This is a genomic window from Psychrobacter sp. Marseille-P5312, from assembly GCF_900291405.1.
Taxonomy (GTDB): domain Bacteria; phylum Pseudomonadota; class Gammaproteobacteria; order Pseudomonadales; family Moraxellaceae; genus Psychrobacter; species Psychrobacter celer.
In genome coordinates this window covers 869,040-893,004 of the sequence record NZ_OLML01000001.1, presented here as the reverse complement: position 1 = coordinate 893,004, position 23,965 = coordinate 869,040, and the positions used below count along the sequence as shown (strand labels likewise).

The following is a 23,965-nucleotide window of genomic DNA, read 5'->3' as shown; positions in this document are numbered from 1 at the left end:
ACTTAAACACGCCAAGAACCTTTTTTACTTTTTACTTTTTACTAGAGTATGTCAGCGTGAGTACTCTACTTAGCGACGGACTCTAAATGGAACACCCAACTAATAACAACGAAAAAAATGACGGTCTTGCAAATCGACTTAACCAAGAGTGCTACTGCATTACCCTTGATCGTAAAGCGCTTAATAACAGCCTGCAAGATCAATTAGTAAACACAAGAGATAATCCACTAGGAGCCAATGAGCTTAATAAGCTGTTTTCAGCGACACCGGTGTTCGTCCCTAAGACAGAGATAGAAGCAATGGTGCGAATCATCGCAGCTATTGAGTCGACTGCTAGACTACCGTCATATCAACAGCAAGTACTGTCGTGGGCACCCAATATCGCGGCTTTCGATCCGGGGCCAATAGGGGCCTTTATGGGTTATGACTTTCACTTAGGGAGCGATGACCCCAAGCTTATTGAGATCAATACCAATGCTGGAGGCGCATTTTTAAACGTAGCACTTGCCCGCGCACAAAAACACTGCTGTCGCCCCTCAGAGCAAAGTGTTGCTACTACTAAAATGCTTGATGGGTTTGAAGAAGCGGTCGCTAATATGTTCATACAAGAATGGCAGCGACAATCGGCAACTAGCATGCCGAATCGCATTGCTATTGTGGATAATAAGCCCAAAAGCCAGTTCATGTATTTGGAGTTTCAGCTGGCCTGCCAACTACTTCAAGCTAAAGGCATTGATACCGTTATACTCGATCCGTCTGAGCTTAACTATGCTGATGGTGTACTGACAGCTCATAGCAAGCCCATTGATATGATCTATAATCGGTTAGTCGATTTCGCCTTTGAAAACCCCAACCACGCCGTGCTTAAAAGTGCCTATTTAGAGGGTGCGGTAGTAGTAACCCCCAATCCGCATGCCCATGCTATATTCGCTAATAAGCGCAACCTGACTTTACTATCCGATACGCAAACTTTGCAGTCGTGGGGACTAGGTGATGATGATGCAGAATATCTAAAAAAGTCAGTACCAACTACCAGAATGGTTACAAAAGAGGATGCAGCAGAATTATGGCGTACTCGGAGACAATTGTTTTTTAAGCCAGTAGCTGGTTATGGTAGTAAGGGCGTTTACCGTGGCAGCAAGATTACCCGCCGCGTATTCGAGACTATTTTAGATGAAAGCTATATTGCGCAGACCTTTATCCCTGCTACAGAGCGATCAATAAAGATTGATGATGTGGTGACGACTAGAAAGGTAGATATACGTCTTTATACGTATGGCGGAAAACTGTTACTACCTGCTGCGCGTGTGTATCAAGGTCAGGTGACTAACTTCCGTACGCCAGGCGGTGGATTCGCGCCTGTCTTTCAGGTGTGATCGTCTAGGTCTTATTTAGATGGCATTAGGCTGTTATAAGTCCGGTTAACTAATTGGTGGTGTGTCAAAAAGTATGCTGATTAAAACTTGAACAATTTTTGAAGCCTTGAAAGCCCTATAGAATCAGAGAACTTAGCATAGATTTCTTATTGACTTCTATCGCCAGCATACTTTTTAGAACACCACCAGATATCCATATAGCGTCTGATTATATTCAAAGTTTATTTGGTAATATCCAATCGCTAATTGAATCAAATGATATTGTAGAAATCAAAAAAATATAGCTGTATTCGGAGTTATGATGAAGTATTCTTCAAATTAACATAGAGACTTAGAAAGCTAACATAAAAATGGGAGCTCTAAGCTCCTATTTTTTGAGTGAACCGTACCGGGTTTGGAGACCCTCCGACATAGTGTCGTCTAGCCCTGCTTTAACACCCGATAAACCGTAGCTACCCCAACACCAACCGCCTTAGCGATCTCCTCTTTTGTCATATTGTTTTGACTGGCTAATTCTTTAATACGATTGTGTTTCGTTGTATTAGGCTTCTTACCAGTGGGCTTATAACCACTGTTCGCCAACCCCTGCTTAATACGCTCTCTACGCTTATCGTTATCAAGCTTTGCCATCGTTGCTAATAAGTCGATCAGCATATGGTTAATCACTGTTAGGATCTCACCTGTCATGCCTTTACTTACCGTATGCGTAGTTGGTAGATCAGCCACCACCAATCGCAAGCCCTTGTCTTTGATGCGCTGCTTTAGAATTGCAAAATCATCTTGAGATAGCCTGCTTAATCTATCCACACTTTCGACCAACAGAATATCGCCTTCCTCAGCGTCATTGAGTAACAGAGTGAGTACTGGTCTATCAAGCTTCGTACCACTGAAATGCTCAACGTACTCAACATGGTTATCATCATAGCTTTGGCTAAAGCTAATCAAGTCAGACAAGGCTCTCTTAGCGTCTTGATCCTTAGTACTGGCTCTCACATAAATACGAACAGTCATAACGCCACCCCTATCACTTAGACTTAATAATTAATGTTCATTGATAATAGACAGATATTACTATCATTTAATATTAGAAACAAGTCTACTGATAGATAAATTATCGTTTAGAGGATTTACGTTTTAGGTATAGTCTATTGATAGGTTTTTGAGTCAGTGAGTCTTTACGAACAGGTTTGTACATTCAAGCCTTTAAACTTTATAATGCTCAATGAAATCATGAGGTAAAATGTGTTGTGATCACGGGCAATAAGAAATTACCTCACGAGAAAAGTATACAGTCCAATTAAGGTTATTGAATGAAACAATATCTAGATTTATGTCAACGTATAGTTGATGAAGGCGTGTGGGTCGAAAATGAACGGACTGGAAAGCGTTGCTTAACCGTTATTAATGCTGATTTAGAATACAACGTAGGCGCTAATGAGTTTCCTTTAGTGACTACTCGAAAAAGCTATTGGAAAACGGCTATAGCAGAGTTATTGGGGTATCTACGTGGTTATGATAGCGCAGCTCAGTTTCGAACTATTGGATGCAATACATGGAGTGCCAATGCCAATGAAAATGAAGCTTGGTTAGCTAATCCTTATCGTAAAGGTGAGGATGATATGGGCCGAGTATATGGTGTACAGGGCCGCAGGTGGCGTAATTCAGTAGGAGAGGAGTTTGACCAGCTTCGTAAGATTTATGATAACTTGCGGAACGGTATTGATGATCGAGGTGAAATCCTAACTTTCTATAATCCAGGTGAGTTTCATATGGGTTGTTTGCGTCCTTGTATGCATACCCATACGTTTTCATTGTTAGGAGGAAAGCTATATCTAACTTCATCCCAACGTTCCTGTGATGTGCCATTAGGTCAAAATTTCAATCAAGTCCAGGTTTTTACTTTATTGGCTTTAATGGCTCAAATTACGGGGCATGAGGCTGGAAAAGCTTATCACAAGATTGTAAATGCACATATATATGAAGACCAATTAGAGTTAATGCGTGATGTGCAATTAAAACGCGAACCGTATCCAGCCCCTAAACTTCACATTAACCCTGAAATTAAGTCTCTCGAAGATATTGAGACATGGGTAACATTGGACGATTTTGAAGTGGAAGGGTATCAGTATCATGAGTCTATCGCGTATCCATTCTCAGTTTGATACAAATATAAATTAAAAGTTAAGAAAGATGATAAATTTCTGTTAGGCATAAAGTATTAATATATGTGATTTATGCTATAAGGTATATATTTGTTAGCTAAGCTCTTGCTAGCTTTTAAGTACAAGGAAATTAAGTTTATACTTTTTATAGCATAGGTAGTTTTCGATAGATTAGTGCATCAGCTGGTTCGGTGTTGCATCTTTTAAAGCTAACATTTGTCTCAGTTTTTTAATCTCCTGTCTAGCTTCTAATAACGACCTTTTATCTGTATCAGATTGTGTTTTATAATAATCTCGTGACTCTCTCATTTTTTGTAACCGTTTATCTGAGTGTTGAGTGACTCTTTTTATATCTTGATATTCATTAAACCAGTAGATAACCTCATTTTGTGCTTGAATCATTTTTGCTTCAAGCGCATTCTTAACATCAGCGTTATCTATAGCTTTTTTTTCTTTACGCGATTTCTCTTCAGCTTTTCTGATATCTTTGATCTGATTTAGCTTTTGGACAGGCCAACCACGGTTTGTAATAGTATTTCGATGAATACCAGTCATCTTCGAAAGTTGCGCTATAGTGGGTTTTAGTTTTTTATTATTTTGAAGATCTATTAGGGCAATATTTAGAGCAGAAGTTATTGCTTCATAGTCGTCATTATTTTTTTGATCATAAGCTTCATTACTCATAGTTCGATTGCCTCACCAAGATTTTCCAATACCATTTTGGCCTCGTTCATTGCTGATAGAATTTGCTCTCGATTGTCTGAATATTCTGGTTTATTGAGGTTGGTTTTATTTAACATGTAAACTTCACGCCATTTAGGAGCATGCTTAGTAGTTACAACGGCTTGTTTGCATCGAGCTGGGTTACAACGCAGTGAACCAATACATGGTAGGCTTGAGTCATACTCTTCTGCTCTACCACCATAGCAAAGCCCTTGTCCCATATAGACCATGGCAACCCCTTGATCTACCATAGCCTCATAAATCTCATCCTCTGTGTATCCTTCAGCCATATATCCACTAAACGTCTTGATCAGACCTTTTTTATGCTCACTCGCTTTACCACCATAATATGTACCATTTGGATTATGGGCAGTTTTAATAGCATCTAATTCAGCTGCTCGGCGCAGTGATTTCGTATCACCTTTTCGGTTGCCGTCTTTTGACAGCATCTCACCTATATCACCGTAGCCTAACGTAACTGACAAGGTGGCGCCAGTAGATGTGTACTTAGAGATGCTCTCTACAAAATGTTTCAATTGAAACGATATAAGAGGCAATCCAACTTCAGCCTTAAACAATTGATATGTTAATGTGTGTCTTAGCATGTAGGTATTGAACTTCAGTTCAATAGCAATGTTTTTGCCTAACAGTTGGCCTATAAAATTATTCATTTGATATGTAATGCCATTACTAGTCATCGACTGAGGGGAGCTACCTGGTTTAACAGTATCTACATTAGAAATTAAATAAGGTGAAACTTTAATTTTTGAAATATACGATGCTGCTAATATTGCATCTTTAACAATCGGTATAGCTACCCATCTGTCGTCAAACAAGCCTGTACTAATTTCATCTTTATGTTTCTTAACGGTACTTTCAATAAGCCAAACGCCATCATCTTGAACTAAGCACGAACAATCTTGAACTCTTATTTCTGATAGTTCAGATGGTCTCATACCTGTATACTGGCCTACTACATATGTGCATGCATACGCTACGAGGTTAAAGTATTCTCTAAGATTATCTAACTTGTAACCACGTTTTTTCAATTCTTTACGTAAAGTTCGTCCACCCATGACACTAGAGTCTTTTTTGAGCATCCAATCATAGGGTTCAATTATGTTTGTAATGAAACTTGAAGGATAGCCTTTAGTTCCTAATCTCATAGCAATATAAGCATTTAAAATTTCGTGGGTTACTCCTTCTTCGTTTGCCCATGACACGTGGTTGCTTGTATTAGATCTTTCTAAGGAGTTAGGATCTGATATCTTTGCTGAAGCTCCTATAGCGTTTAAAAAGTCCACTATGATAAAGGAAGCCATTTTCGAGAGAGATTCAAATACCAGATCTGGCAGTACTTGTTCTTTTTTCGAAGTATTAGTATTAGCAAGTCTCTTCCATTTCAGGCTATTTAACTCTACATAAGCGATAGGTTTTTCAAATACATACTGAACCGACGCTGGACTGCGTAGATATTTGAAAAATTTATCTAGCTCTACACCTTTTACGCGATCATAGTTTTCAGCAGCTTTGGAATACAGTTCGGGTGTTATATCAGAGAGTGTTCTGATTTTTTCCTGAACAAACTCATAGCCTAGCTCATGAGATGCCTGTTTAAATATTTCATTAATAAACGTTAATCCATTTTCAAAAAAAACTGAAACAGCGTATGACAAGGCGGCAGGGCGACTTGCTCGGCTTCACCTGGGTTCCAGCCAGAGACAATCAAGCGTCTGGAGTTGGGGTTGGTCTTGATTTGCTCCACGACTTGGGCGATTTGATCGACGCCGTCATTGTTATAGCGGCCATTCTCGTCTTTGGTCGCGCCGTAGTTGCGCCATTGGTGACCGTATACTGGCCCTAAATCGCCCGCAGGACGATTGAAGCGCGCCGTCTGTTCCGCTGTGGCCCATTCGTTCCAGATACGCACGCCGTTTTCTTGTAGATAGTCGACATGAATGCTACCGCTCAAAAACCACAATAGCTCATACACGATGGATTTAAAGTGGACTTTTTTGGTGGTCAGTAATGGGAAGCCGTCTGATAAGTCAAAACGCATCTGCGCGCCGAAGTGGCTTAGCGTACCTGTGCCCGTACGATCGCCTTTTTCAGTGCCTTCACTCATGACGTGACGCAGCAAGTCCAAATAAGCTTGCTCGTTTTTACTACTGTAACTGCTCATAATATTGCTCTTCTACGCTATCAAAGCGCGTCATTAAATAAGTCTTAATCTGTTTTTTGGACATTTATAGTGCCAGCGCGCTTAATAGGCCGCTTGCTTACCCCAGTCATAGATACCGCGTTTATAGGCATAAACCAACAGTACAAAGCCGACGACAATCATCGGTGCGCTTAAGATCTGGCCTTTGGTCATCCAGCCGAGTAAAATAAAGCCTTGATCGGCATCTGGCTGACGGAAAAACTCGATGATAAAGCGGCTGATACCGTAACCTAATAAGAATATCGCCGATGCCGCCATACGTGGGCGCGGCTTGGCAGAGTACCACCACAAAAACAAGAATAGCAGCAGACCTTCAGCAAAGGCCTCATAGAGCTGTGATGGGTGGCGGGGCAGTAAATACTGGCCGTTGACCTCCATCATCAACTCCTGTAATTGAGGATTGGCTTGCAATTGCTGCATATCAAAAGCCGCGGCCTGCGGGAAGTAGGTCAGCCAGTTATAGCCGCCATCAGAGACGCGCCCCCACAGCTCACCGTTGATATAGTTGCCGATACGACCAAACAATAACCCCGTCGGTACACACGGCACGATAAAATCCAGCACTTGAAAAGGTGTTTTTTTGTACTTACGGGCAAAATACAACATGCCGAGTAAAACCCCAATCATGCCGCCATGGAACGACATACCGCCTTCCCACACCTTAAATAAATAGGCGGGGTTTTGTAGCAGCTCACCAAATTGATAAAACAGCACATAGCCGATACGGCCACCCAAAATGACACCGAGCGCGCCATAAAAAACAAGGTCTGACACCATGTCAGTGGTCCAGCTCTCACGCTGGCCACTGCGGTACCATGCCAGACCAAACGCGGCGGCAAATGCCAGCAGATACATCAAGCCATACCAATGTACTTCTACAGGGCCCAAGGACAGCGCTACGGGATCGTACTGAGGATGAATCATCATAAGGACATCATAATTATTGATAATAGAATGAGGGTCATAATAGCAAAAATAGCTTGGCAGGCATACCAAATTACGGTTAGACAATTGCATCACAGAGACTGCATAAATGTGATTTGCGCCTGCCAGCCGCTAGAAACCACGACAGAAAACCGCTAAGATATAAAAAAGCTGCTAATGATAAATACCTCAATATTTTCAGAAGCATAAGCGGAGATGGGCTGGCGCTGATAAGCCGTATGAATGGATAAACCGTATTTTAAGGATAGATTATGCAAGCTGATGTATCAAAAGTAGAAGCAGCCACTGAGTACCGTTGGGCAAAAAAAGGCCTGATCTTGCTCAGTCTACCCAGTCTGCTGGCACTATCCCTGACGCCTGCATATGCAGCAAGTAGCAGTATCGAGCAAGTCACCATTTATCAAGGCTTGGCCAGTGTCACCCGCACGCTACCTGTCAAGGGTAATGGAGAGCAGACGCTGGTGTTTTCTTGCTTGTCTCCTTATATCGACAAAGACAGCGTGAGCGTGCAGGCCGTCACAGGCGTCAATCTCGGTGAAGTCAGTATCGAGACGCTAAGCGGTGAGCAAGCAGCGCAGTGTCAGTATGAGGGCGATGCCAACGTACAATCGCAACAAGCCGCGCTTGCTAAAATCAATGCCGAGCTAGAAGCTGCCAATCTGGCAAAAGCCTATCTACAAAACCTCACCAAGGTCAGTCAAATCAGTACAGAGGACACAGTGGCCAATAACGCCCGTGATATAGAAATACAAGCGGCAAGTATCAATAAACGCATATGGGATATCAAGCAGCGGCAAGCACGGGCACAGGCTGCGCTTAATCAAACGATGGCGGGTAGTAGCACATCGACGCAAAATCGCGTGACACAGGTCAGTGTCCGTACTGCCAGCCGCAAGCCCGCGGCAGTAAAGCTCGATTATCAAGTGCGCGGCGCAGGTTGGCAGCCGACTTATCAGGCGCGTCTGGATACCAATACCGAGCAGCTTAGCATCACCGCATCAGCCATCATCGCTCAGCAGACCGGAGAGAATTGGCAAAACGTCCCTCTCGTACTCAGCTCAGTCAACCCCAATCAACGCACCACAGGCCAGCTGCCAAATGTGGCGCGCCTGTCTTTATATGAAAAAGAGCAAGCATCACGTGCTAGGGTTGCATCATCCATGATGGAGCCTTCTTCCATCGTTGTCTCAGAAAGAAGTAGCGATGACAGGGAGGCGTCGGCACCGACGATGGCACCGCTACCAAGCTTTAGCGTGAGTCGTCAAAACAAAAACGGCATCATCGAGTACCGGTTGCCGCAGCGCGTGAGCTTGCCAAGTGACGGTAGGCACGTGCGTACGGTCATTGATGAGCAGTCTGGGCGTAGCAAGCTTTGGATCCGCAGTACGCCAAGTGTTGAGCAAACGGCTTATTGGTATGCATCGGCACCATTTTTGACACCTGCATGGGCCGATGGAGCGCTTCAGCTCTACCGTGATGATAACTATATTGGTCAAGCGCGCTATCAGTATCAAACGCTCAAAGAGCAGGGTATCGGCTTTGGCGTTGATCCAAATATCCTCATCAAACAAATAACCGACGAAGATAAGCAAGGCGATAAGGGCGCGTTTAATCGTAAGCAAACCTTAAGTAGTACCGAAGCTTATCAGTTGACCAATCAGCATAGCCGCACCAGACGCTTGCAGGTACTGAGCAGTGAGCCTATCAGCCGTGATGACAGTATTAAAGTAACCACAGTGTACACCCCGCCCGTCACTGAACGCGACTGGAATGACAATACCGGCATGGTCGCTTGGGAGTTTGATTTGCCAAGTAAACAATCAAAAGTGATTCGATCGACCACACAGATTAGCTATCCTGCTGATAAAAAGCTCCGCACCAATTGATATAAGAATAGAAAGAATAGAAAGATGCAGGCTATTTTGAACGACATTATTTTGTACTGAAAAGATTACCTATTAAAAAGACGACCAGTCCCATAAACTACCAATCCCATAAAAGGAAAATTATGTGTATCGTCGCCATCGCTTGGCAGTTGTTTGATGAGGTGCCGCTGGTGCTCTTATCCAACCGAGATGAGTTTTTGCAGCGTCCGACTGAGCCGCTGCACCAGTGGCCTGATAAGCCGATTTATGCAGGTCGCGATCAGCAAAGTGGCGGTACTTGGCTGGGTATTCACCAAGTCATGCACGACGGTCTTTATGAGCAAAATGGACGCTGGGCGGCGGTGCTAAACTTTCGTGATGGGGTGCAGGCAGGGGCAGATGAGCGCTCGCGTGGGGCACTGGTTACAGATTTTTTGACCAGTGATAGAAGCCCGATGGACTTTGCTCGGCAAATTGAGTTGCAAGACTATGCAGGTTTTAACCTGATCATTGGCGATGCGCTGCAAGCAGTGATGGTCAATAATCGCGGCCATGCGCCCACGCCACTGTATGCAGGATTGCATGTGGTCTCAAACGGTCAGCCAGACGACGGTTGGTTCAAAACCGAAAAACTGCGTGGTAGGCTGCGTCAAGAAGTGCTGCCACTTATCGCCGAAGACAGCTCGCCTGCTTACTGGCAGGACGCTGCCTATGCGGTGCTATCTGACAACCGACAAGCCCCCGCCGATCAGCTACCCAATACCGGCATGAGTAGAGAGGTTGAGCAGATGCTGTCCTCTGTCTATATCGAGCCTGTGGCATTTGATCAGCGGCAGGCTTCTCTCCCTACTTATGGTACCCGTACTCAAAGCATCTTAACCTTGCGCCAAGACAAGCATAAAGGGGCAAGTAGTAAAACCACCGCCACGCTCATTAGCCGCGAGGCAAGCGCGGCTGCAATCGGCGCATAAAAATGCTCACGGTGATTCCATAACAGTATCACAGTGAGCATATGTAGTTAATTAGCGATGTCAAAATCACACCAAAACTATGTCAAAACTCTATCAAAGTCATGCCAGCAAATGGTTGTCCTGCTCCGGAAGGATCAGCTCTTGTTTTAGGGGAAGCTCGCGCGCCAGCTCTTGCAAGGCGCGGCGATATACCCCACGTTTAAAATGAATCACTTGTCCTAGAGGATACCAATAACTGACCCATTGCCAGTGGTCAAATTCTGGTTTACCTTCATCAAAGCGAATGTGTTGAGTATTTGGCTCATCTAAGCGCAGCAAAAACCATTTTTGTTTTTGCCCAATACACAAAGGGTGCTGTCCATGGCGTACATAACGCTTAGGCAGACGATAGCGCAGCCAGTCTTGAGTGACTGCCAATAAGTCTACATGACGCGGATGTAGGCCGACCTCTTCCCAGAGCTCGCGATACATCGCATCCATCGGCGTCTCCCCGTGGTCGATGCCGCCTTGAGGAAACTGCCAAGCGTTGTGACCAATACGTTTTGCCCACAGTACTTGCCCTTGTGTATTTGCCAAGATGATGCCGACATTGGCGCGAAAGCCGTCTGCATCTATCATGACTAACCCTTTTAATTTGTTTAAAAATAGCTTATTTCAAACCGATACCATGATGACAATCCTAATTATTATAAGTCGATTGTCACCTATATCTGGCCAAAATAAGATTCATTACCGTTATTAAACCAAGAAACAAGCAAAATGTGTAACAGTATTTTGCTATAAAATGTTTCACGAGTTTTACCTATTAAAATCAATAGCTTATAAACAGACTTTTGTAAGTTAGTTCTTTAAGGTAATCTTGATAAATATGACCAAACTAGGGTTGGGTTGTTTGCTGGTTTTGGCTGTTTGCTAATAAGGTATGCAATGTTATGACGATAAGCTGCCGCCAAATAAATACAGATGGCTGCTGCTTTATCAGGTCTTTATAAAATCTGGTTTTGGCTTGTGCTACACTAACCTTATCGCGTGTATTATTGAAAATAATAATCAGGTTATCTGCCAATCAAAATAAGGAAAAACGAACATGTCAGAATCAAAAGCAAGTGTCACGTGGCAAGAGAAAAAAGCCTTTTTGGGTGTGTCACCCTCAGGGCATCATGTGCAAATCGACGCCGACAAAGAAAATGGCGCAAGCCCGATGGAGCTGATCTTACTCGGCTTGGGCGGCTGTGCCAGCTATGATGTGGTGTCTATCTTACAAAAATCACGTCAAGAGGTCACGGATGTACGTTGTGAGCTGACTGCAAACCGCGCTGAGACCGTCCCTGCTGTCTATACCGACATTCATATGCACTTCATCGTGACTGGTCAAGACATCAAGGATAAGCAGGTCGAAAAAGCGGTGAACCTATCAGCAGAAAAATACTGCTCGGCCAGCCGTATGCTGGCACAGGGCGGGGTGAATATCACACATGATTTTGAAGTGGTTGCAGGGTAGGGGCGAGAGCGCGCATGAATGTATTTTTTGGGTTGATTCCTGATACCGCCGCATCCGCGATTTGGGCGATGGTGGTGGCAAGCTTGTTGCCACTCTTGATGGCGCTGAGTGCAAAAGCCCTTGGCGGCTTTCGGCTGGCTGACAACGCCCATCCGCGCCGTTTTTTGCAAGAGACAACGGGCACCGCTGCGCGCGCCAATGCCGCTCAGAAAAACAGCTATGAGACGTTACCGGTATTTTTGGCAGCAGTGCTGGTGGCGATGTTGTTTTTTGTGCCTCAGCTGATTGTCAACGTGTTGGCTTGGTTGTACGTACTGATTCGTATTGGCTTTTGCATCGCTTATATCAGCAATTTAGCGACGTTTCGTTCGATACTGTGGATGCTGTCGATGGCGTGTCCACTCATGCTGTTTTATTTAGCAATACGTGTGAGCGTCTAGCGCTAGGGCTTATGAACAATTAGCCGCCGCGGCGAGCTTCTGTTTTATGATAAAAGACGAGCCGTTATTGTCTTTGCTGTTTATGCCGTCGCTGATGAGACGCTGGTGATAAGAGCATCGATGATGACGGCTTTGTCTTTTTCACGCTTGATGCGTTCCCACACCGGCTGCGCCTCATCATAGCCTTTGGTTAGCATCCCCAGCCACTGTTTATAGCGGCCCACCAGTACCGCATCGTTTTTTGCCGCTCCTTCCAAAAACTTAATTTGATGCGGTATGAGCGCGTGCCATGTCAAGGTCTTGCTACCTGCTCTAACGCTGGCCGCCGCCCTCTCGTCATCATGGCTACTATCGACACGGGCAATCAAGTCAGGACGGGTCACAGCGCCGCGTCCTAGCATCAGGTGCGGCGTGCCTGCCTGTCTCATGCATTGCTGTGCTTGCTCACTATTCCAAATCTCGCCATTGGCAATCACTGGGATATCAAGCTTATTAAAATTTTGGATTTTGTCCCAATAAGCGGGCGGCTTGTAGCCTTGGGTTTTGGTGCGGGCATGAATGGTCAACCAGTCTGCGCCACTCGCCCCAATCGCACCTCGGATATCGTCCATACGGCTGGTATCTGTGTAGCCCAAGCGAATCTTCGCTGAGACGGCAATATGGGCAGGCACTGCGCGGCGTACGGTACTAATAATGTCATACATGACCTCTGGCTCATCGAGCAGTACCGAGCCGCCGCGGTGGCTATTGACGGTCTTGGTAGGGCAGCCAAAGTTGATATCGATGGCGGGCGCGCCAAGCTCACAGGCGTACGCGGCGTTTTCTGCCATCAGGCTAGCATCACTGCCGAGCAACTGGATATGTATGGGCGTGCCAGCAGTCGTTTTGGTGTCTTGATGTAGCTCTGGCACATATTTATAAAACACATGCGCGGGCAGCAGCGTTTGAGTCACCCGTATAAACTCACTGACTGACCAATCATAGGGACGGCCTAAGTCTGCGGCAATCTGTGTTAAGATTTGCCGCATTAACGGATCGGTTAGCCCTTCCATGGGAGCGAGTAGGCGCACAGGATGGGCAAATAGTTGCTGCAGGGTGCGCTGGCGTATTTCGAGGGATGAATGTTGAGTCATGATTAAGGCTTAGTATCTAAATGAAAGGCGATATGAAGGGCGATAACGTGATCGAATAGAGCGGAGCGGTGTTAGGTATTGCCAAAGATGACCTTTTTCCCCGTTTGTAATCCGATGATCAAGTCTTTGATATGATGAATGTCGAGATTGCTCTGCGCGCGTGTGCAGGCAACGTAGAGCAAGCGCAGCTCCTCTGGGCTGATCTTGACTGCATTGGTGGTCACGTCGTAATAAAAATCGTCATCGAGCTGTACGCGCCCCCATTCAAGCCCTTTGGCTTTGTGCGCGGTAGAGATGACATAATCGGCGTTATCGATGCTGGTCAAACTATTGACCGCTTGGCTTAAGACGTTGGTACCGTGATCATCGACCAGCTTGACCAATGTTTTAAGATCGCTGCCTTCATTGGTTTCAGAGTACTCTTGCACATCGCCCCAATTATAAAAATACGCCAGCTCTGGTACGCCATAAGCCGATTTGCCGTTTTTTAGGTTCTCAGCCGCTTGACAGAATTTCAGCATACGATCGGTATCGGCTTGCAGTGCCACACGGTGCCCAAGCTTGAGTCCCGTCAATAGCTGCGCCATCGCAGCAGCATTGGTGCGACAGAGGATGGCGTCTTTTTTACTATGGACCATGCCTTTATCGGTAGAGGACTGCTTGGCAGGATTGCCCTTTAGCGGTACTTCTTCTTGTAAGGCTTTGAGTAGAGTGTTGGCCACCTCAGCGATCGGCTCTCCAAAGCGAAACGACTGTGTCAATAGGGTTTGTGGTAGTGGTAGCTTTTTCATTGCATTCACCGCGCCGCGCCATTCATAAATCTGCTGATGAGCGTCGCCCACATAGATGACTTGTCGTGGCTGCTGGGTCAAAATCCCCATCATCAACGGATCGGCATCCTGCGCTTCATCAAACAAGATAAAATCCGCTGGGATACTGGGCTTGGAGAGTGCCCATAATTTGAGATAAATATCATGACCGATACCAGCTGGATGGCGGGCATCGATAGACTGTAGCCAGCGCTGCTCGACGGCAGGGTAGAGCATCTCACGCAGCTGCTCGCTATCTGCCGCATCGAGCCAGCTGGGAAACAATAAATGCCTAGGCGCAGGGTAGCTGGCATGGGTACTACAAAAATGACTGACCGCATCGCTGACAAATCGCGCAAGGCGGGCTGGGGTCAAAGTGATGTATTTATTTACCCCATCCATTTGCCGACGTACTTGCACCGCTTGTAGCCCCAAATCATCGCCCAAACGTTTGGGTGAAAACCGTGGTAAGGACAATTTGGCAGTGATATCACGCGCGACATGGCGATAAGCAAGTGAGTGAAACGTACGGCAGTCCACGTGACTGGGGAATTTTTGCCGAGCATCATTGGCGATCGCTTTGTTGAAAGCCAAATACAAGCCGCGCCCCCGCAGACGCTCGCCGATGAGCTTGAGCGTTGTGGTTTTACCCGCGCCAGCATACGCCACCACTTTAAACGACTTGTGATCCATCGCCATATTTAGCGCATTTAGCTGCTCATCGGTGGGGTCGCTCATATAAGCGGGCATAGATGCGGACATAAAAGCTACCTAAAATACTAACGGTGTCAACATCTGCTGACACGATGGATGAGTAAAAAATGATCTAACAATCTGCGGACAAACAAGACAGGACAACAACCATAAGGGCAAAACCATAGAGTCAAAAACCATAAAGGCAAAAAAAGCCACTGCATAAACAATGGCTGGCGATGAGATCAATGGCGCTTGTCAAATACCGATAGTCGTCAGGGGCGTAGCTTATCATCAACGGCGTTGTTTGTTGCCTAAGGTATTACTTTTTATCAAGTTGACTCTCATTTGCCAAAGCAGGGCGGCGCTCTTCTTTAATCAAAATCTTCGCCAAAAACAGCCCCAGCTCAAACAGTAGCCACATCGGAAAAGCCAGCATTAACATCGACACACCATCCGGCGGTGTCACCACGGCCGCGATTGCAAAGCAACCAACGATGATATAACGGCGTTTATCCTCTAAGCTGTCAATGGAGACGATACCGGCCAATATCAACAGCAAGGTGACGACTGGTATCTCAAAGGTCAAGCCAAATACCATAAACAGTTTTAGGGCAAAGCTCAAATAACTGTCGATATCTGTCATGGGTAAGACGTTTTGCGGCGCAAAGGTAATAAAAAATTTCAGAACCCCTTTGAGCACAATAAAATAAGAAAACGCCACCCCAGCATAAAACAATACGATAGAAGACATCAGCACTGGAATAGCGACTTTTTTTTCTTTTTTGTACAGACCTGGGGCGACAAATGACCAAATTTGATACAAGATATAAGGCATAGCCACAAAGGCGGCGACAAAGATACTCAAGCGTATCGGCGCCATAAAGTTTGAGGTGATATCGGTGGCAATCATTGTCGAGTTGGCAGGCAACTGCGCGACCAATGGGTCCGATAACAGGTTATAAAGCTCGCGTGAAAACCCAACCAAGGCCAAAAATACCACCAGCACCGCCACGCATATTTTGATCAGATGACGGCGTAAATCAATGAGATGCTCGGTGATGGGCATATCGCCAAGCGAGCTTAACATATCCCCATCATCGTTATCATAGGCCATATCGGCTGAGCGGGTTTTTTCTGGCCCTGTATCGCCGATTTTTTCTTGTCGGCTTTTTTTGCGTTTAAACAAATCCATCAGTTGGCCTCCTGCATCTGGGCAGACGCTTGTGAGGCGATAGGATTGGCAGGTGCGCTATTTAATAGGATGTCTGCTTGATAATTGGGGAGATAGGGGGCAGCGGGTAGGCGCCGTGCTTTATCATAATCACCGAGGCGAAACCACATGTTTTCCCAAGGTTTGGTCATGATGGGCGGCGCTGTTTGCTGATCGATGCCGTCAGAGGGCTGATTATGCTCATAGGCGTGTGCAAATGCCGTTGCCACCTCAGGCTGCTCATTTACGGTATTGCGCGCAGTATCAGCCTTGTGACGCGCTGTGTCATCGTTAATCACAGCCTGATGCTCTGTATGCGGATCGGCTGTTAGGGCGCGGTTCTGTGACGACTCAAACTCTTGCATACTGCCGCGCATCTCTGCCATTTCACGTCTCATCTCCGCCTCTGTCTGACGGATTTTTGCCAGCTCTTTTTGCATTTGTTGCCGAGTCTCAGCCAAGTCGAGCTCAGCCTCTATCTCCGATTGTAGGGTGGAGACAGTGCGGCGAATTTTGGCATACCACTGCCCAGCCGTGCGCGCCGCTTGCGGCAGCTTTTCGGGGCCCAAGACGATCAAAGCAATCACGCCAAAGAGCAGTAATTCAGAAAACCCAATATCAAACATAATGGTGGATTGTCACTATCTGGATGCTAGCGGCATTATACCTAGCATAGTATTTGCTATGATCAATGATGCTTATCGTCAGTAGGGAGCGTGCTGCTATGCTCATCGACTTTATTAGGTGCTTGGCGCTCTGCTGGATGAACTGCGCCGTCGTGATCGAGTACCACTTGCTTTTTGGCATGCTCAGCATTTTCGTCTTTGACTGCGTCTTTAAAGCCTTTGACCGCACCGCCCAAGTCTTTGCCGGCATTTCTAAGCTTTGAGGTGCCAAATACCACCACCACCACCACCAGTAATATCAGCCAATGCGTAATAGAAAAACTGCCCATAATGATATCCTTAATGTCTGAGACCTCATGTCTGAAGATTTCTGAGTGTGAATGCTGCTCTTTAGTTGTTGACATCAGTATTGCCGCCACCGCGCTACTGTTATTTTATAGAATATTGATCTATTTGACAAAAATACAGACATAACGCTGACGTAAAAATACTATTATACCTTGCCGTTATGACAAAAAGGTGACAGTCGCAACAATCACACAGAGTAAATAGGTAGTGGCACTTTCGTTTTCGACATATAGTCGATCCTAAATAAAACAGATACATTATATATCAACGTGCAACTGGTCTAAATTTTCCTTGCGCGCTGTGCCTACGCAGATAGAGGCTGCGAAAAACTTATTCCAGTCCCACTGTATCGTTTTTATACTGAACTCACTATATGATAGGTTATCTCGACGCTTTCTCATCGATGCCTGAGAGACCAAAGCGTCGCCCCAGCTCGTTTAAGATGGCGTCTGACTCGATATCAAACCATGCCAGCCCGACCAACGTATGAAACCACACGTCAGCCACTTCATAGATAAGCTCATGACGCGCGGCATCATAGTGTGCTTGGTCGCCAGAAACGTTGCAGATAGCCAAGTCCTTGGCGGCAATGATGCTCTCGGTGCTCTCTTCGCCCACTTTTTCTAATATCTTGTTTAGGCCTTTTGCGTAAAGGCTTGCCACATAAGAGCTATCGCTATCTGCGTGTTTGCGCTCTGCTAATACCTGATCTAATTGCTGTAAAATCGAGTGGGTATCGATCTGAGTAGTCTCTTTCTCAGTAGTCCCTTTAGTGCTGGCATCGTGACGTTGGGGGTCAGAGACGGCTTCGGCCGCCGACGTAGACGCATAAATCTCTGCCGGATCTTTTAATACTTTATCCACCGTTTGCCATTGGGGCTGCGCACCTGATAAGTCTAAACGCTGATAAAAACAAGACTCACGTCCCGTATGACAGGCGATGCCGCCCGCTTGTGTCACGCTCAGCACAATCACATCTGCATCGCAGTCTAAGCGGATATCATGGACTGTCTGGGTGTGACCTGACGATTCTCCTTTGTGCCACAACTGACCACGAGAGCGCGAGAAATACACCGCTGTCTTTGTCTCGGCGGTGAGCTGGAGGGCCTCGCTATTCATCCATGCCATCATGAGGATACGCCCAGATTCATGATCTTGAGCAATAGCGGGAATCAAACCATCAGCATTAAATTTTATGGCGGCAAGCCAAGCAGGTAAAGTCATAATATGTCTGTCTTGTGATGAGAAATAGGAAATAGATAGTTAGTGGGGCTATACTCGACCCTCTGTGTGATATTTTGGCCTAATAGTGGTAGGGGCTCAGAGCGTCAAGGGCATCACAGCCTAAATCAATGCGGATATAGCGCCGCTTTTGTGTCTTTATCCAAGGCGGCGGGTTTGTTGAGGTGAAAATCGTAGCTGATAAAATGCATCCGCGCCTTTGCCACCACCTCGCCACCATACATACGTGATATTTTGATGATCATATGGCCGCCGTTATCATACAGCGGCTCGATCCCCACCTCAAACAACAGCTCTTCGCGCGCCCGTACACGGCTATTGATGGTTAGCTGTATGCCATCGATGATCAGTCCTCGATGGTCCGCATTGATATCTTGTATACCTTTTGCATGCAAAAACCGATGCCGCGCCTCACAAAGCAAAGCGGTCAACGCTTCAAACGAGATATGCTGACTCCTATCGATTTCAGTATGACGCACTCGCATCACTGTCTCAAATACAAATAGGCTGTCATCAAAGTCTAACTCTTGATTTGACGCATTATCTCCTAGAGTGATGGCAGGCAATGATGGGGGGTGCCAATCATGTTATAGGTGTACAGCGTCAGGACGGATTATGGTCATAAAAGGGATGAGCACCATACCGAGTCAATGGCTATCGTTACTGGCATACAATTCTTGCAAGATAAGCAATCAAGCCAAACCTCTACTTAAGCACAGCTTTGCCTCACATTCAATCTATTTGCAAAAAAATCCCCGACTTTATGACCTGATTTTATGACCCGACCTTATAAAGTGTATCGCCGTCTTTGTGGCGGGCTATTTGGCGGAGTGTAGGGGAGCCATAGTGATATGCGCTTACTAAAAGCGCTGGCTATATAAACAGCTGAGCGCTTGGGCGAAAATTCACTTGGCAAAACAGGGCGCTATCTGCTAAAATAGCGCCTCCCACCTCGAGGCAAATAACAGTTTAGTGGTTGTTTTTAAAGCCACTATTTATGACTGACGATTTGACGACCAGGTTCTATCAAAGACAAAGAGGCAACTCATCATGAAAGTTAAGATGAAAACCAGAAGCGGTGCCGCTAAGCGCTTCAAAAAAACAGCGAATGGCTTTAAGCGTAAGCAAGCCTTCAAAAGCCATATCTTGACCAAGAAATCAGCTAAGCGTATTCGCCAGTTGCGCGGTCTAAAGATGGTGGACAAGTCTGACGAAGCAGCAGTTCGTCGTATGTGCCCATACATCTAATAGCCTATGGTCACTTAGCTTTAATGTATTAAAGGTATGTGACTTTGCAATCTGATAACGATGTCTGGTATTCACTTATATAACGACATCGTGATTCGTTTAATAATGATTAAAAAATCTTGGAGTAATTTATGGCCCGTGTAAAACGTGGTGTACAGGCAAATCGCCGTCACAAAAAAATCTTAAAGCGTGCTAAAGGCTACTACGGTGCCCGTTCACGTGTTTACCGCGTAGCGGTACAGGCAGTGACCAAAGCTGGTCAATATGCTTATCGTGACCGTCGCAATAAAAAACGTACTTTCCGTCGTCTTTGGATCGCACGTATCAATGCTGGTGCTCGCATCAACGGCTTAAGCTATAGCCGCTTTATCAATGGCTTGAAAAAAGCTAACATCGCAATCGATCGTCGCGTCTTAGCTGACATCGCTATGCATGATGCAGCTACTTTCACCGCATTGGTCGAAAAAGCAAAAGCGGAATTGGCCTAAATATTACCCTTTTCTTTAGGTGGCTTGCTTTTTTAGCAAATACCTAGATGGATCGGACTAATATTGATTAATAGTACGATATTAATAAAAGCTACCGCTGGTCGGTGGCTTTTTTTATAGTAAATTATTTTGGGGTCATCACTATTGCGGTTAAACACACGCGTTTTTGCTAAATATCTATTTTGCTAGATATATATGTCCACATATTCAAGCCATTAGCATCACTCATGGTCATCGTGAGATAACCGAGCAAATGGTTTGCAATATTTGGTCAAATCCCTACAATTACCAAGCACCATACTTACTTAATAGTCCGTTTAAATCAGGAATAATGCGTCTTATGACTACCCCTGCTGCTATCACCGATTTGTCGGCGCTACCGACCTTGTCCTCAGAGCTTAATGAGCTAAATGAAGCACAGCTCAATGAGTTTGCCAGTGCTGCTGAAGCGCTAATTTTGCAAGTAAACGACGCGCGTACGCTACAAGACTTGCGTGTACAGCTAACGGGCAAAAAAAGCTCGCTTACCGGCTGGTCAAAACAGATGGGTAAGCTTGGTAGCGATGACAAAAAAACCTACGGCGGCTGGTTGCACAGTGTGCGTAGCCGTATCGGACAGGCGCTCACCGAGCAGCAGCAGCAGCTAGAAGTCGCTGCATTGAATGCCAAGCTTGCAAGCGAGAGTATCGATATCACCCTGCCGGCGCGCGGCGGCCAAAAAGGCCATTTGCATCCAGTGACGATGGTGACCCAGCGTATGCAGCAGTACTTTGTGCAGGCAGGTTTTAACGTCGCGACAGGCCCTGAAGTTGAGAGCGACTACTATAACTTTGAAGCGCTTAATATCCCATCGCATCACCCTGCGCGCGCGATGCATGATACGTTTTATTTTGATGCACACTACTTGCTGCGTACGCACACCAGTCCGGTACAGATTCGCACCATGGAAAAGAACGAGCCGCCGATTCGTATCATTTGCCCAGGTCGCGTCTATCGTAACGACTCAGACCAAACGCATTCGCCGATGTTTCACCAGCTAGAAGGGCTGATGGTGACCGAGTCGAGCACCTTTGCTGAGCTCAAGGGCTTGATCAGTGAGTTTTTAGAGGCGTTTTTTGCCAAAGCGTTGACTGTACGTTTTCGTCCGTCATTTTTCCCATTTACCGAGCCTTCAGCCGAAGTGGATATCCTCGATGACAATGGCAAATGGCTAGAAGTCATGGGCTGCGGCATGGTGCATCCGCAGGTGCTGACCAACTGCGGTATCGATAGCGACAAATACACTGGCTTCGCCTTTGGTATGGGTATTGAGCGCTTTGCCATGTTGTATTATGGCATCGATGACTTGCGTTTGTTTTTCCAAAATGACGTGCGCTTTTTAAAGCAATTTGGCTAGAGTGCTTTTTTTATATAAAAAGCGCGCCTTGTTGATACAACAAGTGTATGTGCCAAGCTTTACTCCAACATCTTTATTACAAAATTCTGATCCGAGATATTTATGAAAATTAGCGAACAGTGGCTACGTCAATGGGTGAACCCCAATAATACCAGCGAGCAATTGGCCGAACAGCTGACCATGGCAGGGCTTGAGATTGATGATCGCTTTGCCGTTGCCCGTGCATTTAGCGGTGTGGTGGTCGGTGAGGTCATCAGTGTCGAGCCGCATCCTGATGCCGATAAGCTGCGCGTCACGCAGGTAAATATTGGTGAGTCTGAGCCATTACAAATCGTCTGCGGCGCTCCGAATGTGACGGTCGGTATGAAAGCGCCCGTTGCAACCGTTGGGGCGATACTGCCAAGTGATGATGCCAGTAATGGTAAATCGGGCTTTAAGATTAAGAAAAGCAAGCTACGCGGCGTGGCCTCAAACGGTATGCTGTGCGGTGCCTCCGAGATCGATCTGGTTGACGACATAGATGGCCTACTTGAGCTGCCTGCAGATGCACCCATTGGCATTGATATCCGTGACTATCTAGGTTTAGACAATCAAATACTCGATATCTCTATCACGCCAAACCGTGGCGACTGCTTTAGCGTGCGCGGTATTGCCCGTGAGATATCAGTGATTAATGATCTGCCGATGCAGCAGCCGGAGATTGCCACTGATGTAGCGGTAACGAACAGTGATGCAACGCCTGCGGTCACCATTAGTGCCAATGAAGCGTGCCCACGCTATCTCTTACAATCAATCAGCAATATTGATCGTAGTATCGATACGCCAAAATGGATGGCTGATGCTTTGGTTCAGTCAGGACTACGCTCGCATAACTTTTTGGTGGATGTGACCAACTATGTATTGATGGAGCTTGGTCAGCCATTACATGCGTTTGATGCCGATACCATTCAAGGTGATATCGTGGTGCGTTTGGCGCAGCCTGCAGAGACAGTGACGCTACTGAATGAGCAAACCATTGCTCTAACTGGTGATGAGCTGGTGATTGCCGATGATGAGGGCGTGCTTGCCTTAGCGGGAATCATGGGCGGTAAGCGCAGTAGCGTCACCGATAGCACCACCAATATTATTTTAGAAAGTGCGTTTTTTAATCCGCTGGCTATCGCGGCGCGCGCGCGTCGTTTTGGCTTGCATACCGATGCCTCGCAGCGCTTTGAGCGCGGGGTAGACTTTGCGCTGCCAGCACTTGCTTTGGCGCGTGCTGTTGATTTGATTACTAGTGTCACAAGCGGGCAAGCTGGGCAAATAGTAAAAGTAGAAAATAGCGAGCACTTGCCAGCCCGTACGCCGATTACCTTGCCAATCAGCAAAGTCCGTGAGGTCGTTGGTATCGAGATAGAGCCTGCGGTCATGGTGCGTATCTTAACCCAGCTGGGCTTTGAGGTCGCGCAGCAAGCAGAGAGTCTGATCTGTACGCCGCCGTCGTATCGTTTTGATATGAGTATTAAAGAAGACCTTATCGAAGAGATCGCCCGTATCTACGGTTATGACAATATTCCAAGCGTCCTGCCGCATCTGCAAGTCAGTATGGATTATGACGATACGGCTGATTTGACGCATGAGATGAAGCTGGCACTCGTCAATAATGGCTATATGGAAGCGATTAGTTTTAGCTTTAGTGATGCCAAACTTGAGACGCTACTTGATGATGAAGCGTTAGGTGAAGTGTTGGCATTGGCCAATCCGATCTCAAGCGATCTGGCGGTCATGCGCCGTACATTGCTCTCAAGCTTGTTGCCTTGTGTGCAATACAACCTCAATCGTCAGCAGCCGCGTGTACGTTTTTTTGAAACAGGTCTGAGCTTTGTCGGTCAGAGTGTCAGTGACTTGGTACAGACGCCGAGCATGGCGCTGGTCGCAGTTGGCGATATTTGGGATGAGCAAGCTTATCAAAACCGAGCTTTAGATTTTTATGATCTCAAGCACGATATCGAGCAGCTACTTCCAGCCCAAATCGATCGTGCGCGCGTACGCTACGAGCGTAGCCAGCTAGCGTTTTTGCACCCTGGTCAAAGCGCCAAGCTGTATATCGATGATATCTATGTCGGCTGGTTGGGTCAGCTGCATCCGAGCACCGCCAAACAGCTGGATCTGCCTGCCACTTGGGTTGCCCAGTTATCGCTTGCGCCGCTGCTTAACTTGGCCCGCGAGCAGCATGAAATCACCACGCCAAGTAAGTTTCCACAAGTGCGCCGTGATATCGCCATCTTGGTAGATACCGAGATTAGCCTACAGACGCTAGAGTCGACGGTACGCCGTGCTGCTGGGGCCTTGTTGAGCGATATGTGGTTATTTGATGTCTATCAAGGTGACAAAGTACCGACAGGTCAGCGCTCGCTTGCATTTGCTCTGATATGGCAAGATGTGTCACAAACCCTATCTGACGAGGCAGTAAAAACTGCCACTGATACAGTCGTTCAAGCTTTGATTGAGCAGCATTCAGTACAGCTGCGTGACAGCTAACCTCTACACCCGAAAACTGATAATGCATCATGGCCTTTTTTAATT

General features: G+C 46.3%; 22 protein-coding genes and 2 pseudogenes. 11 read left to right on the top strand and 13 right to left on the bottom strand.

The window, feature by feature from the left end; genetic code table 11:
* Nucleotides 1-86: 86 nt before the first annotated feature.
* Both C6W44_RS03825 and C6W44_RS03820 read left to right on the top strand, forming a co-directional pair.
* Nucleotides 87-1,376 carry a hypothetical protein gene (locus C6W44_RS03825; protein WP_105244291.1) on the top strand — a complete coding sequence of 430 codons (1,290 nt, stop codon included), beginning with the start codon at nt 87-89 and terminating at the stop codon, nt 1,374-1,376.
* Between the two features lie 188 nt (nt 1,377-1,564).
* Nucleotides 1,565-1,660, top strand: a pseudogene (locus C6W44_RS03820) (antibiotic biosynthesis monooxygenase); the annotation flags it as partial.
* 136 nt (nt 1,661-1,796) lie between these two features.
* Here C6W44_RS03820 and C6W44_RS03815 read toward each other — a convergent pair.
* Nucleotides 1,797-2,387, bottom strand: coding sequence for a recombinase family protein (locus C6W44_RS03815; protein WP_105244290.1), 591 nt, complete (start codon nt 2,385-2,387; stop codon nt 1,797-1,799).
* A gap of 299 nt (nt 2,388-2,686) precedes the next feature.
* Between C6W44_RS03815 and C6W44_RS03810 the strand changes: the two genes are divergently transcribed.
* Nucleotides 2,687-3,538 carry a thymidylate synthase gene (locus tag C6W44_RS03810; protein WP_105244289.1) on the top strand — a complete coding sequence of 284 codons (852 nt, stop codon included), beginning with the start codon at nt 2,687-2,689 and terminating at the stop codon, nt 3,536-3,538.
* A 171-nt stretch (nt 3,539-3,709) separates the two neighbouring features.
* On the opposite strand, the gene C6W44_RS03805 is transcribed toward C6W44_RS03810, so the two are convergent.
* From C6W44_RS03805 to lgt, 4 genes and pseudogenes are all read right to left on the bottom strand, one after another.
* Complete coding sequence (locus tag C6W44_RS03805; RefSeq protein WP_105244288.1) at nt 3,710-4,222, bottom strand: hypothetical protein; 513 nt, start codon at nt 4,220-4,222, stop codon at nt 3,710-3,712.
* Nucleotides 4,219-5,937: a site-specific integrase gene (locus tag C6W44_RS03800; protein WP_227526350.1), complete on the bottom strand. Its 1,719-nt coding sequence runs from the start codon at nt 5,935-5,937 to the stop codon at nt 4,219-4,221. Before C6W44_RS03800 ends, C6W44_RS03805 begins: the two co-directional genes overlap by 4 nt.
* A pseudogene (gene thyA, locus C6W44_RS03795) lies at nt 5,907-6,443 on the bottom strand (thymidylate synthase); the annotation flags it as partial. The gene C6W44_RS03800 and the pseudogene thyA, both read right to left, overlap by 31 nt.
* 81 nt (nt 6,444-6,524) lie before the next feature.
* Nucleotides 6,525-7,409: a prolipoprotein diacylglyceryl transferase gene (gene lgt, locus C6W44_RS03790; protein WP_105244287.1), complete on the bottom strand. Its 885-nt coding sequence runs from the start codon at nt 7,407-7,409 to the stop codon at nt 6,525-6,527.
* A gap of 269 nt (nt 7,410-7,678) precedes the next feature.
* On the opposite strand from lgt, the gene C6W44_RS03785 reads away from it, so the two are divergent.
* A complete protein-coding gene (locus tag C6W44_RS03785) occupies nt 7,679-9,313 on the top strand; it encodes a DUF4139 domain-containing protein (RefSeq protein ID WP_105244286.1) in 1,635 nt (544 codons plus the stop codon).
* 122 nt (nt 9,314-9,435) lie between these two features.
* Nucleotides 9,436-10,263, top strand: a complete 828-nt coding sequence (locus tag C6W44_RS03780) for an NRDE family protein (RefSeq protein WP_105244285.1) — start codon at nt 9,436-9,438, stop codon at nt 10,261-10,263.
* Nucleotides 10,264-10,362: 99 nt separating this feature from the next.
* Here C6W44_RS03780 and C6W44_RS03775 read toward each other — a convergent pair whose 3' ends face one another.
* Nucleotides 10,363-10,881 carry an RNA pyrophosphohydrolase gene (locus C6W44_RS03775; protein ID WP_105244284.1) on the bottom strand — a complete coding sequence of 173 codons (519 nt, stop codon included), beginning with the start codon at nt 10,879-10,881 and terminating at the stop codon, nt 10,363-10,365.
* Nucleotides 10,882-11,350: 469 nt separating this feature from the next.
* On the opposite strand from C6W44_RS03775, the gene C6W44_RS03765 reads away from it, so the two are divergent.
* Together C6W44_RS03765 and C6W44_RS03760 are read left to right on the top strand one after the other, a co-directional pair.
* On the top strand, nt 11,351-11,764 hold the full coding sequence (locus C6W44_RS03765) for an OsmC family protein (RefSeq protein WP_105244282.1): 414 nt from the start codon (nt 11,351-11,353) through the stop codon (nt 11,762-11,764).
* A 14-nt stretch (nt 11,765-11,778) separates the two neighbouring features.
* Nucleotides 11,779-12,204 carry an MAPEG family protein gene (locus C6W44_RS03760; protein WP_105244281.1) on the top strand — a complete coding sequence of 142 codons (426 nt, stop codon included), beginning with the start codon at nt 11,779-11,781 and terminating at the stop codon, nt 12,202-12,204.
* An 80-nt stretch (nt 12,205-12,284) separates the two neighbouring features.
* Here C6W44_RS03760 and C6W44_RS03755 read toward each other — a convergent pair whose 3' ends face one another.
* The 7 genes from C6W44_RS03755 to C6W44_RS03725 all read right to left on the bottom strand — a co-directional run bounded on the left by C6W44_RS03755 (nt 12,285) and on the right by C6W44_RS03725 (nt 18,834).
* Entirely contained in the window at nt 12,285-13,337 is a 1,053-nt protein-coding gene (locus tag C6W44_RS03755) for a tRNA dihydrouridine synthase (protein WP_105244280.1), read from the bottom strand.
* A gap of 71 nt (nt 13,338-13,408) precedes the next feature.
* Entirely contained in the window at nt 13,409-14,908 is a 1,500-nt protein-coding gene (locus C6W44_RS03750) for a UvrD-helicase domain-containing protein (RefSeq protein WP_105244279.1), read from the bottom strand.
* A gap of 253 nt (nt 14,909-15,161) precedes the next feature.
* Nucleotides 15,162-16,034, bottom strand: a complete 873-nt coding sequence (gene tatC / locus C6W44_RS03745) for a twin-arginine translocase subunit TatC (protein WP_105244278.1) — start codon at nt 16,032-16,034, stop codon at nt 15,162-15,164.
* Nucleotides 16,034-16,678, bottom strand: coding sequence for a Sec-independent protein translocase protein TatB (gene tatB, locus C6W44_RS03740; protein ID WP_105244277.1), 645 nt, complete (start codon nt 16,676-16,678; stop codon nt 16,034-16,036). Before tatB ends, tatC begins: the two co-directional genes overlap by 1 nt.
* A gap of 62 nt (nt 16,679-16,740) precedes the next feature.
* Nucleotides 16,741-17,007: a Sec-independent protein translocase subunit TatA gene (tatA, locus tag C6W44_RS03735; RefSeq protein ID WP_105244276.1), complete on the bottom strand. Its 267-nt coding sequence runs from the start codon at nt 17,005-17,007 to the stop codon at nt 16,741-16,743.
* A gap of 400 nt (nt 17,008-17,407) precedes the next feature.
* Nucleotides 17,408-18,250: a bifunctional phosphoribosyl-AMP cyclohydrolase/phosphoribosyl-ATP diphosphatase HisIE gene (gene hisIE / locus C6W44_RS03730; RefSeq protein ID WP_105244275.1), complete on the bottom strand. Its 843-nt coding sequence runs from the start codon at nt 18,248-18,250 to the stop codon at nt 17,408-17,410.
* 125 nt (nt 18,251-18,375) lie between these two features.
* Nucleotides 18,376-18,834 carry an acyl-CoA thioesterase gene (locus C6W44_RS03725; RefSeq protein ID WP_227526349.1) on the bottom strand — a complete coding sequence of 153 codons (459 nt, stop codon included), beginning with the start codon at nt 18,832-18,834 and terminating at the stop codon, nt 18,376-18,378.
* Between the two features lie 484 nt (nt 18,835-19,318).
* On the opposite strand from C6W44_RS03725, the gene rpmI reads away from it, so the two are divergent.
* The 4 genes from rpmI (at nt 19,319) to pheT (ending at nt 23,920) form a co-directional block, all read left to right on the top strand.
* Nucleotides 19,319-19,516, top strand: coding sequence for a 50S ribosomal protein L35 (gene rpmI / locus C6W44_RS03720; protein WP_011281253.1), 198 nt, complete (start codon nt 19,319-19,321; stop codon nt 19,514-19,516).
* Nucleotides 19,517-19,647: 131 nt separating this feature from the next.
* A complete protein-coding gene (gene rplT / locus C6W44_RS03715; RefSeq protein ID WP_075101938.1) occupies nt 19,648-20,004 on the top strand; it encodes a 50S ribosomal protein L20 in 357 nt (118 codons plus the stop codon).
* Nucleotides 20,005-20,344: 340 nt separating this feature from the next.
* Nucleotides 20,345-21,400, top strand: a complete 1,056-nt coding sequence (gene pheS, locus C6W44_RS03710) for a phenylalanine--tRNA ligase subunit alpha (protein ID WP_105244274.1) — start codon at nt 20,345-20,347, stop codon at nt 21,398-21,400.
* Between the two features lie 102 nt (nt 21,401-21,502).
* Nucleotides 21,503-23,920, top strand: a complete 2,418-nt coding sequence (gene pheT, locus C6W44_RS03705) for a phenylalanine--tRNA ligase subunit beta (RefSeq protein ID WP_105244273.1) — start codon at nt 21,503-21,505, stop codon at nt 23,918-23,920.
* Nucleotides 23,921-23,965: the final 45 nt, after the last annotated feature.